This window comes from Gluconobacter sp. (genome assembly GCF_047723935.1).
GTDB lineage: Bacteria > Pseudomonadota > Alphaproteobacteria > Acetobacterales > Acetobacteraceae > Gluconobacter.
This window is the reverse complement of record NZ_JBDOBO010000032.1, coordinates 15300-28569: the sequence shown is the minus strand read 5'-3', so window position 1 is coordinate 28569 and position 13270 is coordinate 15300. Positions and strand designations below refer to the sequence as shown.

The window sequence follows — 13270 nt, the reverse complement described above, 5'->3', positions numbered from 1 at the left end:
CTGTAAATATATTTATCGCTTGGTACGCGCGGATACACATTAAACACCATTTTATACCGTAAAATTATCAACCAATTGCCGCATAGCAAATTCATGAATCTACGGGCAACTGGACCTACCAATGCGGTTTCAATACGCATATAAATATAGCATATTGCATAAAGTGAAGTGATTGCTTATTTCCTAGCGTTAGGCGGTGGAGCTCCATGGAACGAAATATCGTAAAAATGTCGCAGTTCGATCAGTCATCAGAACCCAGTATCAGTTGGCAGGAGCTGACCCGGCAGGCAAATCAGGCTTACCTACTTCACGATCATGAGCGGGCTCGGACTCTTTATGCGCAGGCCATGACGAAAGCTTCCGAGCTTCTGGATCATTTTCAGGAAACCGGGCGGCCTCTTTCGGCCCCCAGTATTTTTGTCGTTTCCTGCCATAATTTATCCGATCTCTATTTCGTGGAGAAAAAGCCTGATCAGGCAGTTCTCTTTCTGCGTCGCGCTTGTACAGAACTAATTCGCCTAGCCGAACTGCCTAGCCTGCCCATGCGGGCTCGATTGGCCTGTGTGGAACAGCTGCGCCCGGCCGTTGTTGCACTGATGGAATGTGAGGGCGGGGCGCTTTCCGAGCAGCAGGAAACCCAGATGCTGGTGCTTAATGCCCGGACTGTGGCGCTCGCCGTTTATCGGATTTCTGGCTACGCAGCACAAACCTCACTGGAAGACGTCCCACCCCTAGGAGACCCCTCATAGACGAGGGTCTAGTCAAACAGAATTGGAGAGAAAATGTTCAAACTTCCCGAGCTGCCTTACGCTCTGGACGCGCTGGCGCCTTACATGTCAGCCGAGACACTTGAGTATCATCATGGCAAGCATCATAAGGCCTACGTCGACAAGCTGAACGAACTGACCGCCAGCGGTTCATATCAGGGACTTGATCTGGACCAGGTAATCCGAAAATCGGCTCAGGATGCCGCCCAGAAAGTATTATTCAATCAGGCAGGCCAGCACTGGAACCATTCCTTTTTCTGGCAGAGCATGAAAGCAAAAGGCGGTGGATCTATCCCCGGCGCCTTGGAAAAGCAGCTTATCGCGGATTTCGGTTCTCTGGATGCATTCACGGCCCAATTCAAAAATGCCTGCGTTTCTCAGTTCGGGAGCGGCTGGGGCTGGCTGGTGCACGACGGTGAAAAACTGGCTATCACAAAGACCGCCAATGCCGATACTCCACTGGTACATGGGCAAACAGCGCTGCTGACATGTGATGTATGGGAACATGCCTATTACATCGATTATCGCAATATGCGCCCGAAATACGTGGAGGCTTTCCTTACGGACCTAGTGGATTGGGAGATGGTCGAACAGCGTTATCAGGTCGCCCTCTCTGCATAATTAAGCCCTTCCAAAGAAGTCATGTCATGAAGGATATTCTCGTATTTCTCCATTCGGGCCTGCATCACAGAGGCGCCGTGGTTGGACGTACGAATCAGAATGTCCTCATGGGATTGATCGGCAGATCACAGGAGAACACTTCTTATGATCTGCCGATGTTAAAGGATTGAGAAAAGACAGTCATGATCGTGCCCTTGCCCGGCTTAGACGAGGGGTTGGCGGTACAAGAGGCTGTTTTCTGATGTGATGATCACGAGCGGCAAAACAGTCAATACGCTCAAGAACTGATTGTCCCAACGGCTGGTGGGGTTTTAAAAGCGATGTCGGATCGGGTAGGCACAACAGAAATCCAATCTCCCAGACGAAACGAAGACGGTAGTTACTCTTACGCTCCGTGTCGCTCATTAAGGGAAGGATTACGGATACCGTGCGATAGCCGAGTCAATTGCTGCAGCATATGCCGTCAAGCAGCACATCCAGTGCAGCGGGGACTGGCGCTGACCCGACCTTCTCTTCCAGTAGTTGGTTACTGATCGCCAACATGGCGAGACCATGCACCTGCCCCCAGCTTGCTGCTGCCTGCGCACTTATGGCGACTGTCCGGAAACTCCCGTCTCGCTGTCCGTTTTCCAGAAGTCTCAGAAGAATTCCAAATGTGCTCATGGCCGCGTCATGCAACTGCGGATCTATCGTTTTATCCGCATCAGAACTGAACATCAGACGATAAAGTCCGGGGTTTTGCCAAGCGAACCCGATATAGGCCTGCGCTGCGGCCATGAATTGTGCGCGTGTGGAAGGAAGATCCGGGCGCATGGCCTCGGCCATAGTCTTTTCAAGCCTGACGAACCCAATCCGGGCCAGTTCCCGCAGCAGCGCTTCCCTGTCGCGGAAGTGCTTGTAAGGCGCTGCATGACTGACGCCCGTGCGCCGAGCTACCTCCCGCAAGGTGAAGGTCCAGTTCTGATCTGCTGCCAGCATGGCTAACGCCGTGTCGATCAGAGCGCGGCGCAAATCACCATGATGATAGGGTTGGTCTTTGGTTTCACTCATTCGTGAGGCTCATGTTTACAGAAGAAACTTTTATTGACGCTGGAACGTCATGCTCAATATCTTGCCTGCATAAGTTTCTCTTGTAAACATGGAGGACGCAATGTCCGATGTTACGCCTGCCGAGCTGCGCCGCATTCTCGACCGCCAGCGTGCTGCGTTTCTGCATGCCGGACCACCTGACCTGAAACAGCGCCGGACCCATCTGCGTTGTCTGAAAGCCGAGATCCTGAAGCGGCGGACTGACATCGTGCGCGCCCTGAAAGCAGATTTCGGCCAGCGGTCCGAACGCGAGAGCGCTATTGTGGAACTGATTCCGCTTGTGCGGTCGATCAATTACATGATCGTGCATCTGGGGCATTGGATGAAGCCGGAACGCCGCCATGTATCGGCCTATTTCCAGTGCGGTAGCGCGTGGATAATCCGGCAGCCGGTGGGCGTCGTAGGAATTATCGCCCCGTGGAATTATCCGGTTTCTCTGGCTCTCGTACCATTGGCAACGGCTATTGCTGCCGGCAATCGCGCCATACTTAAACCGTCGGAGTTCACGCCCGCGACATCCGCGTTGATCGAAGAGATTGCTCGGGCTGTCTTTGCACCTGAACAAGTTTCTGTTGTGACTGGCGGTGGCGAGGTGGGCGCTGCCTTTTCGGCTCTACCCTTCGATCATATCCTGTTTACTGGCAGTACAGCCGTCGGCAAGAAGGTGGCTGAGGCTGCGGCGCGCAATCTGACTCCCGTCACGCTCGAACTGGGCGGTAAATCTCCCGTAGTGATCGAGCCCGGTTTTTCCATGCAACGGGTGGCAGACCGTGTGGCGTTCGGAAAGCTGACCAATGCGGGACAGACCTGTATCGCGCCGGACTACGTGCTGGTGCATGAAGGCGATAAGGACGCTTTTGCTGCGGCCTATGAGGCCGCCGTGAAGAAGCTGCATCCGGGCGGTTATGTGGGTTCTGCCGATTATACAGCTATTCTCAACACGCATCATTACGAGCGGTTGAGCGGTCTGATCCGTGATGCTGAGGAGCATGGCGCACAGGTCATCAGGATGGGTAGCGATTCAACCGCCAGTCATGTTCTGTCGCCCGTTCTCATACTAAATGCCCAACCTGACATGGCGGTGATGCAGGAGGAAATTTTCGGACCTCTCCTGCCTGTGCTGACCTACAGGACCCGTGATGAAGCAATCGCCTTTATTAATGCCCGTCCCCGGCCCTTGGCTCTGTATTATTTTGGCGACAACCGCGCTGAACGCGACAGGCTTCTGAAGCGCACCATTTCAGGCAACGTGACGATCAACGGCACATTGATGCATTATGTGCAAGACGATCTGCCCTTTGGCGGCGTGGGAGACAGTGGCATCGGGGCATATCATGGAAAGGAAGGCTTCGTCGCGCTCACACATGCCCGTGGTGTGTACCGACAGGGCCGTTTCAATGCGGCGACACTGCTTCAGCCACCATTTGGCAAGCTCACGGACGTCCTTACAAATCTGATTTTGCGATGATGACGCGTATACCGCTTATCGGAAGGGCCAGTGTTATCGGACGTCTTGTTGATACGGGGCTTGCCAAGCGGCCGAAGACCGTCAGGACAGGCGGTAGAAACCTGTATTTCGCCCATCTATGATGCGGTTCAATGACCGATGCCAATCAGTCGAGGTTTGGATGCTTTAATTGTCCATGCTGTTAAGGGTAAAACGACTGCCCCTGCGGAAAACCAAACATTTTACAAACGATCAACACGTGTTCGTTTAGCATCTTTAATACCGGATGTTTCATATTTGATGTCGAGTATATGCTGAACACGCTCCAAAAACTTCAGGGATCCATTCCTCCTATGGCATAACCTGACGGGTGAGCCCTGATGCTTGGAAAACTCAGGTTCATAACCAGGATGGTGGTGGCAAACCGTTCATGCACTAGCCTCTTGTAATTATGGTACGGTATATTACCATACCTTTCAAAAGCATGAAGGGCTTGTTTGAATATGGTGGCTAGTGATCTCCCCTTCCCTCTTGCGTCCGAAAAGGGATTGCACCCCAAGGGTGTCGAGCGGCTCAGAAGGCTTACGTACTCTGCCACCGAGCTTTTCCTTGAGCATGGTTATGAAGCCACCTCCATGGATATGCTCATCCAGAAGGTCGGCGGATCGCGCCGCAATATCTATGAGCGCTTTGGTGGCAAGGAAGGGCTTTTTTCAGCCGTTATCGCGGAAGAGTGCGTGAAACTGGCTGCGCCGCTTGAAAGCCTCATATTGGAAGATCGCTGCGTCCGACAGACATTGGAAAAGTTCGGTGCAGAAATCCTGCATATCATCAAACAGCCCCGCGTACTTGAACTGCACCGCCTAATGATCGCGGAAGGAAAGCGGTTTCCCCAGCTTTCGCAGACCATATGGTCCGCCGGTCATCATAACGCAAAATCAGTCCTTGCCGCCTGGATCCGGAGGCAGCAGGAGCAGGGCAAACTTCGACCTGCATTAGATGCGTCAGGACTGGCTTACGCTTTCATCCATATGGTCACCGGGGAGGCCCAGTTGCAGTTGCTGAGTGGTGGCCCTTGCACGACCGAAGAGCAGGACAGAAGCACGGTTTCTCTGGCCGTCTCGCTTTTTCTTTCCGCAGCTCAGGAGACAGATCATGCGTAATATTACAGCGAAACAGGTTCTAGCATATGTCCTGGTGGGCTTCTTTCTTATAGGAGCTGCCGGGAATATTATGGCGCCAAAGACCATTGCAGAAGAGTACGCGCGATGGGGCTATCCGCACTGGTTCCATTTGGTAACCGGATGCCTTGAGTTGACCTCCGCCCTTTTGATGACGCGATCGGCGAGCCGGATTGTTGGTAGCGTTCTTGGCGGTTGCATTATGGCTTCAGCGATCGCCACGGTGGTTTTCCATGGCGAATATTCTCACGCGATCGCCCCACTCGTCGTTCTCAGCCTTCTGATATTGTCTGTTTATCTCCAAAAAAAATGACGCGTTCAGGGCCGTAGTCGACACCGAGTTTTCCTCCTCTCTCAAATCTTTGGAAAGTTTATCATGACTCAAAGTCAACCAATTGCACTCGTCAGTGGAGCAACGCGTGGTATTGGTCGCGCCATTGCACAGGGGCTCGCCCATCAAGGCGTCAAGGTCTTGCTGGGTGCCCGAAACCTTCAGATAGGTCAGGAAGTCGCAACAGAAATCAGCGCACCAGATGCTCAGGCAGAATCTGTTGAGCTCGACACGACCAATCAGGCCACCATTGACAGTCTGGCAGCGCTAATCCGTGAGAAGTATGGTCGGCTGGACATTCTGGCAAACAATGCCGGCATCAGCCTGGATTTCTATCCAGATCTGTCAGTTCGGGAAAAACTATCGAGAACATTTGAAACGAACGTTGTTGGTACGGCGGCACTCACCGACGCGATGATTCCGTTGCTTGAAAAATCTGCGCATGGGCGGGTTGTTAATGTGTCGTCCGTTCTCGCCTCATTTTCGAGCCGGGGAGAAGCAGACTGGGTTTACAAGGACGTGGCCATGCCGACCTATCAGGCATCCAAGGCTGCTCTGAACTCTTTGACTCTCAGCTACGCCAAACTTCTCGCTGACCGGAATATCAAGGTGAATGCGATTTGTCCCGGCCTAACCGCGACGGATGCTACCAACCATTATGGAGATCGGAAGCCTGATCAGGCTGCTAAGATCGCGATCCAGTATGCTTTGCTGGGCGATGATGGGCCAACAGGAACATTCATCAATGAGGATGGAGCTCTGGGCTGGTAAGTGTAGGGCAGCTACAAGCATTTGATCCGATTTGCATTTCATATGCAAATCGGATCGTTCCTAATTCGCGACACTTGAAGTATTCGCTTTTTGAGCGCTTTAAATATCATGTGTGGTCGGAATATAGGAGACTAACATCCATCTACAATGAACAAGCCTGTCAGGTTGTAGCTGGATCAATAATCTGCGGTTTTGGACGACCACGCAACCAGCGGCCGGCAGGACGGGATAAAAGATGCTCCACGCCATAGCCCAGTATCCACGAAAGACTGATCGCAGGTACAAACCATAGCCAGCCTATATACATATTTCCACCGCTGATGCGGAACAGGGCTATGAGTGGTAAAACCACGAACATATGGCTCAGATAAATTTCGTAGCTCATAAACCCGAAGGATCGAAGCCACTTGGTGCCACGCTTTGTGTAATCAGCCATCCATCCCCACGAAAACGCAATGAGCAGAAATGCTGTCGAGATTGTCAGAGCGAGAGCCCCGACGCTGCCCAATGTGTTCCAGAAGAAGGGCGCATTGATCAGATAGGATGAGAAAACAATGGCACTTGTTACTCCCATCAATGAGCGCAATGCTGTGCGCCGGCTTATCGATATGCGATGAGCGAGCAAAGCACTGCAGACGCCCATCGCGATAGCCGACATGCCCGGTAGATAGGCCTTATTCTGCCAGATTGGCGAGGCGTGTGTTAGTGCAGCCAAGCTGAGCGGCATCGAGAACGCCAGACAGAAAAACATGAATGCCCGAAACCGGCTAAAATGAGCGGTAATCAGGCAGAATAAAGGAAAGCCGATATAGAAGGCTTCTTCAATGGATAGGGACCAGAGGACATCCCATCCGCCAGGGAGATAGCCCGTTTGGCCCTCGTACCAGTTCATGTGCATTCCAAAAGCCGCCAGGATTGCTCGGGGAAGAGACTGATCGGTATGTTCAATCGTGTAGTCCGGGACCTGAGCAAGATCGAGCACTGAAAGGACCACAACGAGGGTCACCAGACAGGGTAAGATGCGTGCCGCCCGTCTCTGGTAAAAACTTCGCCAATCCAGTTGACTCAAAGTACCCCATCGCTTGAGGGTATGAGAGGTGATGAGAAAGCCGGAAATGACGAAGAAGATGGTTACAGCGCTTCGACCATTTCCACTAAATGCTTTGAGCAGCCATAACGGGAAAATAGTGGCAAGGCCGGTTTGCGCCAGAGGGATCCGTAGCGCCATATGATGGATGACCACCAGAACAACAGCAAGGCCGCGAAGGATATCTATCCCGCCATTACGTTCCGCTAAGTGCTTCATGTTTATTGGGATCGGAAGCGGCATAGGGCCTCTGCATAATTGAATATGGCGATAATCAGTTTGCTATCGTAATTATGGTAACAGTATGGCCTCACACACGAGAAATGCAGTAATATTGCCACATAAAATGGCGACGGCTCCTCATGTTGTGCTTTGATTAGAGCTTGTTCGCTATAGTTACTTATAAAGTTGCTCTAAGATCACGTTTGTTCACTTTGGAGCCGACAAAACCCAGCATAAGAGTTCCAGAACGGTTAAATTCTAGGGCTACGATCCCGGTTAACGTCAAATACTCGAACGAAGGCGGTCCTTCCGTATCTGACTGGGACCGGACAGGCCATCACAAGGTTTCTTAAGTCGCTTAGAAAATGCTGCCCCTTACGCCCGTCTTGAAACGGCCAACTCCAGACACCCGCAAATCTTGCTCCAAGCATAAACCAACCCTTGGATATATAACTATATAATATAGTTTATTTCATAAATAACTATCATGTTGACGAAACAAAAGAATCACTACACTAATTCTCATGTCTTACATAAACACGAAATGACCTGGTTCTATGTCTGTAATGCTGCCCTGTCCCTGTCCTCCGATGATGCCGGGTTCCTCCCAGCTCTCATTCCCCTTGTTCGGACCGCACGTCACAGGCAGATATCATGACCTTCATCTCCGCTCCGCTTCCTGATCTCTCCCTGCTCTGGGGCCAGGATGCTCGTGAAGCCAGCCATCTTCACGACCGCTTTGCTCCTGTTTTCGAGCAGATTCGCACGAAGGCGCTTCGGGCCGAGCTGAATCGCGAATTACCCTTCGAGCAGATCCGCCTTCTTAAAGAGAGTGGTTTCACGGCCCTCCGCGTCCCCGTTGCGCATGGTGGTCTTGGTGCCAGCCTTGAAGACCTGTTCTCGCTTGTCACCGCATTGGCCAGAGCTGATTCAAACGTCGCACAGGCGCTCCGGGCCCATTTTGGCTTTGTTGAGCATCTCCTGTTCGAACCTGCCGGGTCTTACCGGACAAAATGGCTCGACCGCCTTGGAGCCGGACAGACCGCAGGCGCAGCAGCAGCAGAAGGCCCAACGTCCAAGCGTGATCTTTTCAGTACGACCCTGTCCCAGAAAGATGGTCAGTGGGTCATCAACGGCTCCAAATTCTTCACGACCGGCTCCCTTTACGCAGACTGGCTAACCGTCACGGGCACTACGGAAGATGGCCAGACCGTTAAAACACTGGCTGCCCGTAATGATCCCGGCCTCGAAATCGTCGATGACTGGGATGGCGTTGGACAGCGTCTAACCGCCAGTGGCACCGCGCATTTCCGTAATGTTCACACAGAAGAAGCCGACCTGCACTACGGCAACACAGCCTTCCCGTACTCTCAGGCGTTCTTTCAACTCTATCATTTAGCCACTGTCGCCGGGATTGCCCGCGCTGCTGCAACGGACGTTGCGGATGCCGTGCGTCGCCGCAAACGCTCTTTCAGCCACGGGAATGCAGACCTTCCGGCGGAAGATCCTCAGATCCTCGAAATTGTCGGTCATGTCTTCAGTGGCGCCTATATCGCTGGTGCGGCTGTTGAACGTGCCGCCCGCGCTATTCAAGCCGTTGCAGACAGCCCTGCCCCAGAGCTCGATCTCACGGTTGCCCGTGCCGAACTCGAAGTCTGGCAGGTACAGGATCGGATTTTGCCGCTGGTACTGGAAGCCACGACCGCTTTGTTCGATGCGCTGAGCGGTGGAGCAACCCTCCGCGTCGTCGGATTGGACCGACACTGGCGCAACGTTCGCACGTTGGGCAACCACAATCCCCGCGTCTATCGCACGCGCGTCGTTGGGGACTACGCTGTCAATGGCACCCTGCCTCCCGCTCAGTGGCGCGTGGGGGTGGCGTAATGGGACAGCACATTATCCTCAACGGCTTTACGATGGCCACGGTCTCGCACCTGAATTACGGCCTGTGGCGCCATCCCGCTGACCAGACACATCGTTACAAAGACATCAGCTACTGGACCGACATCGCACGCACACTCGATGACGCTGGGTTCGATGCCCTGTTTATCGCGGATGCCCTCGGCCAGATTGATGTTTACGGCGGCAGTCCAGACGCTGCCCTGAAGCACGGTATCCAGTCCCCGCTGATCGATCCGCTTCTGCTGGTGTCCGCCATGGCCGCCGCGACGACGACGCTTGGTTTCGGAATCACGCTGTCCACGACGTATGAGCATCCCTATCTGCTCGCCCGCAAGCTGACGACGCTCGACCATCTGACAAAGGGCCGTCTGGGCTGGAACATTGTGACGTCGCAGCAGGAGAGTGCGGCGCGCAATCTTGGGCTGGACCATCAGATACCCCATGACGAACGCTACGACCGGGCAGACGAGTTCATGAGCGTCGTCTACAAGTTGTGGCTGAAATCTTGGGAAGATGATGCTGTCATCCGAGGCCAAACGGCTTCGGGTGAGTGGATTTATACCGACCCGGCAAAAGTTCACCCTATACGGCATGAAGGCCAGTACTACCGCGTTCCGGACGGTCATACTGCCGAGCCCAGCCCGCAACGGGTTCCCGTTTTGCTTCAAGCAGGCGCTTCAGCCCGGGGCGGCGCATTCGCGGCGCGACATGCCGAGGTTATTTTTGTCGTTGGTGCCGGCGCAGAAGGGACACGCAAAAATGTCCGGCGTATTCGTGAGGACGCTGCTCGCGAAGGTCGCGATCCAGGCAGTCTGCGCTTCATTTGCGCCGCTGCAGTCGTGGTCGGGGAGACTGAGGAAGACGCTATTCGCAAATTTGCGGAATACAAAGCCTTCTACGATGCCACCGGATCGCTCATTCATTACTCCTCAATGACGGGTGTGGACTTCTCGAAGAACGAGACAGACGAGGTCCTGACCTATCGTCCGACAGAAGCCAGCCAGTCTGTCCTTGAACAGTTTGACCCTGCCATTAGTGGTCGTTCATGGACTATTGCAGAAGCCACAAGCCCGGCAGAAGGCTTTGGCCGTGCCAAAACTTTCGTTGGTACAGGTGAAACCGTCGCGGATCAGATTGAGCAATGGCTCGAGGAATCCGAAACTGATGGCCTCAATCTGATCCAGCTCGTTAATCCGGACAGCTATAACGACTTCATCCGCCTTGTCTTGCCGGAACTGAAGCGTCGTGGCCGTATCAAGCCCAAGGACGGCAAGACCCTGCGTGAAAGGCTTTTTCCGCAGAATATGTCCGCACATCCAGCTCCCGACCATCCGGCCTGGGGCTGTTGACCCTCCCAAGACCTGAAAATTCCCGTTTCCTGTATCTTGTGAGTGTATTTTCATGCCCGCATTTTCATTTTCCAGCCGTAGCGCCAGTGGCTCCGTTTCTCTGATTGCCCTGCTGACCCTCTCGGTTAATACTTACGCTTTCGCTGATACTGCTTCTCCGGCCACCAAGGTGGGCACAAATCCGCGTCACGGCACGCCTGCACTGCCTGCTCACAAACCGGCTCCCTCCCGCGCCATCAGCGCCAAAGCAACCGAGAGCATTGGGGTGGAGGGACACCGGCAGGCTAACTGGGTATCCAATCCCGTTTCTGCGGTTACCATTCGCGAATATGCCGCCGGGACCAATCCGCTCAAGGCCCTCACCCGACTACCTGGGGTTCTGTTCAATTCCGGTGATCCGCAGGGTGTGAACACCTGGCAGAACTCATTCCTGATGCACGGTTTCGATCAGAGCCAGATCGGCATGACGCTGGATGGGATTCCGCTTGGAGATCAGCAATTCAGCAACGTTAATGGTCTGAGCCCGACCTCCGCTATTTCGTCTGAAAATATCGAGCGCATGGATGTTTCAGCGTCCACCGGTTCGGAGAGCGTGGCCAGTACGTCCAATCTGGGCGGTACGGTGCAGTTTATCTCACGCGATCCGTCTCAAAAACGGGGGGGCAGTGTGAACCAGACCTTCGGGAGTAATGCGACCTACCGGACATTTGTGCGTCTCGAAAGCGGCGATCTGAACCGCCAGGGGACGCGCTTCTATGTCTCTTATGCCCGCAACGACACCACCAAATGGCGTGGTGGGCAGGACCAGTTCATGCAGCAGGTCAACGCCAAGGTTCTGCACCCTATCGGGCAGGACAGCCGCATTACGGCCTACTTCGATTACACCGATATGCAGATGCAGAACTATCAGGACTACAGCCTGGATATGTTCAATAATGGTGGCTACGCGATCGATAACTTCATCGGGCAACCTGGCGGCTATGAAAAGGCATATCGTCTCGCTCTGGCCCAGCGTGGGCTTCCGGGAGGACAGGTTCCTGCAGCCTATGCCAACCTCAAGAGCCCTTACACCGCGTCCTACTACGAGGGCGCCCAGATGCAACATTCCTATGTTGGGGGTGTATCAGCCGATCTTGCTCTGACTGATCGTTTGCGCTGGCAGAGTACGGTCTATGGGCATCGTTCCTATCAGCGCGGTTCAGTCGCAAGCCCTCTGATCTCGTCTCCTAACGGAGCGCCTCTGATCGATCAGGTTACCCAGCCCGATACGAACCGTTTCGGCTTCACGACGTCCCTGTCCTATCGCATCGCACATAACGTGCTGAATGCAGGTCTTTGGTATGAAAATACCCATTTCGACATTAGTAAGCCGCTTTACCAGCAGCCCCTGCTGCAGGACGTCCTCGACGGGACCGCAACACCCGTCAACGGGCTCGACAACCTGAAGAACCCTTTCCAGAATGGCTACCGACAGGTCTTTAATACCAACACGTTTGTCGCTTATTTCCAAGATACCTATCACGTTACCAGCACCATCGCGCTCCATGCCGGTTTCCGGTCCGTCCTAAACACGACCCGTGTCGGCGCGCTGGCCAACTGGGAAACTTACACCCGCACGACCGCAATCGCGGGCGGAAACTCCTTGACGTCCAGTAAGCCTTTCCTGCCGCATTTCAGCGGGGAATGGCGCTTCGCCCCTGGCCACCAGCTCTATTTTGACATCGCAGAAAACGTAAAGGTCTATCCTGTCTCGGGCTATAACAGCGGTTCATCCCCGTTCTCGACCACCCAGGCCGCCTATCTGGCTTCGAAAAGCACGCTGCGCCCCGAAACCGACTGGAATTTTGCGGGAGGCTATCGCTACACCGGCCGCCTCATCAGCGGCTCGCTCTATGGCTACCACACGATCTTTTCCAACCGGCTGCAGCGCATCTCCACCGGTCCGACAACCCAGCCCTACACGACCATCCAGAACGTCGGTGGGGTAACGATGACCGGTGTGGATGGTGCCGTCACGCTCACACCCGTTAAGGGGCTGAGCCTGACCAACAGCATCAGCTACAACCATGCCGTCTATGACAACAACATTACTCAGACCGTCAACGGATCGCGGGTGACCTACAATATCCGCGGCCAGCAGGTCGTGGCCTATCCGCGTCTCATGTATCACGCTGACCTGTCCTACACCTGGCATGATCTTCAGGCGCATATCGAAGCCCAGTATGTCGGCAAGCGGAATCTTAGCTACACTGGCGACACGAAGGTTCCGTCCTACTGGCTGACTAATTTCGGTGCACGTTACGACCTGAGCAAACAGTTGCACCGCTTGTCTCACACGGGCTTTCTACAGCACCTCTCGGTAGACCTGAACGTCTATAACCTGACGAACGTAAAATACATCTCCACCATGGGGCAGAACGGTTACCCTATGGCTGGTGATTACCAGTCTGTCGTCCTCGGTGCGCCCCGCCAGTATTTCGGCGCTGTTCATGCGGATTTCTGA

Annotated in this window: 11 protein-coding genes; 9 read left to right on the top strand and 2 right to left on the bottom strand. The window is 54.0% G+C overall.

Features of this window, described 5'->3' with window-relative positions:
* The first annotated feature begins 206 nt into the window (after nucleotides 1-206).
* Nucleotides 207-749: a hypothetical protein gene (locus ABF979_RS10900; RefSeq protein ID WP_415559757.1), complete on the top strand. Its 543-nt coding sequence runs from the start codon at nucleotides 207-209 to the stop codon at nucleotides 747-749.
* Between the two features lie 33 nt (nucleotides 750-782).
* A complete protein-coding gene (locus tag ABF979_RS10895; protein WP_415559755.1) occupies nucleotides 783-1388 on the top strand; it encodes a superoxide dismutase in 606 nt (201 codons plus the stop codon).
* Nucleotides 1389-1829: 441 nt separating this feature from the next.
* Here the strand turns inward: ABF979_RS10895 and ABF979_RS10890 are convergent, their stop codons facing one another.
* Entirely contained in the window at nucleotides 1830-2438 is a 609-nt protein-coding gene (locus ABF979_RS10890; protein ID WP_415559753.1) for a TetR/AcrR family transcriptional regulator, read from the bottom strand.
* A 100-nt stretch (nucleotides 2439-2538) separates the two neighbouring features.
* Between ABF979_RS10890 and ABF979_RS10885 the strand changes: the two genes are divergently transcribed.
* The 4 genes from ABF979_RS10885 to ABF979_RS10870 all read left to right on the top strand — a co-directional run bounded on the left by ABF979_RS10885 (nucleotide 2539) and on the right by ABF979_RS10870 (nucleotide 6207).
* Complete coding sequence (locus tag ABF979_RS10885) at nucleotides 2539-3945, top strand: coniferyl aldehyde dehydrogenase (protein WP_415559751.1); 1407 nt, start codon at nucleotides 2539-2541, stop codon at nucleotides 3943-3945.
* A gap of 482 nt (nucleotides 3946-4427) precedes the next feature.
* Nucleotides 4428-5087 carry a TetR/AcrR family transcriptional regulator gene (locus ABF979_RS10880; RefSeq protein ID WP_415559749.1) on the top strand — a complete coding sequence of 220 codons (660 nt, stop codon included), beginning with the start codon at nucleotides 4428-4430 and terminating at the stop codon, nucleotides 5085-5087.
* On the top strand, nucleotides 5080-5418 hold the full coding sequence (locus ABF979_RS10875; protein WP_215750310.1) for a DoxX family protein: 339 nt from the start codon (nucleotides 5080-5082) through the stop codon (nucleotides 5416-5418). Before ABF979_RS10880 ends, ABF979_RS10875 begins: the two co-directional genes overlap by 8 nt.
* A 63-nt stretch (nucleotides 5419-5481) precedes the next feature.
* The gene (locus tag ABF979_RS10870) at nucleotides 5482-6207 is read left to right on the top strand and encodes an SDR family oxidoreductase (protein WP_415559747.1); all 726 of its coding nucleotides are present in this window, start codon (nucleotides 5482-5484) and stop codon (nucleotides 6205-6207) included.
* Nucleotides 6208-6367: 160 nt separating this feature from the next.
* Here ABF979_RS10870 and ABF979_RS10865 read toward each other — a convergent pair whose 3' ends face one another.
* On the bottom strand, nucleotides 6368-7513 hold the full coding sequence (locus ABF979_RS10865) for an acyltransferase family protein (RefSeq protein WP_415559745.1): 1146 nt from the start codon (nucleotides 7511-7513) through the stop codon (nucleotides 6368-6370).
* A 657-nt stretch (nucleotides 7514-8170) separates the two neighbouring features.
* Between ABF979_RS10865 and ABF979_RS10860 the strand changes: the two genes are divergently transcribed.
* The 3 genes from ABF979_RS10860 to ABF979_RS10850 are packed head-to-tail and all read left to right on the top strand — an operon-like array spanning nucleotide 8171 to nucleotide 13270.
* Nucleotides 8171-9400, top strand: a complete 1230-nt coding sequence (locus ABF979_RS10860; RefSeq protein ID WP_415559743.1) for an acyl-CoA dehydrogenase family protein — start codon at nucleotides 8171-8173, stop codon at nucleotides 9398-9400.
* On the top strand, nucleotides 9400-10767 hold the full coding sequence (locus ABF979_RS10855; RefSeq protein WP_415559742.1) for an LLM class flavin-dependent oxidoreductase: 1368 nt from the start codon (nucleotides 9400-9402) through the stop codon (nucleotides 10765-10767). Before ABF979_RS10860 ends, ABF979_RS10855 begins: the two co-directional genes overlap by 1 nt.
* Nucleotides 10768-10819: 52 nt before the next feature.
* Complete coding sequence (locus tag ABF979_RS10850) at nucleotides 10820-13270, top strand: TonB-dependent receptor (protein WP_415559740.1); 2451 nt, start codon at nucleotides 10820-10822, stop codon at nucleotides 13268-13270.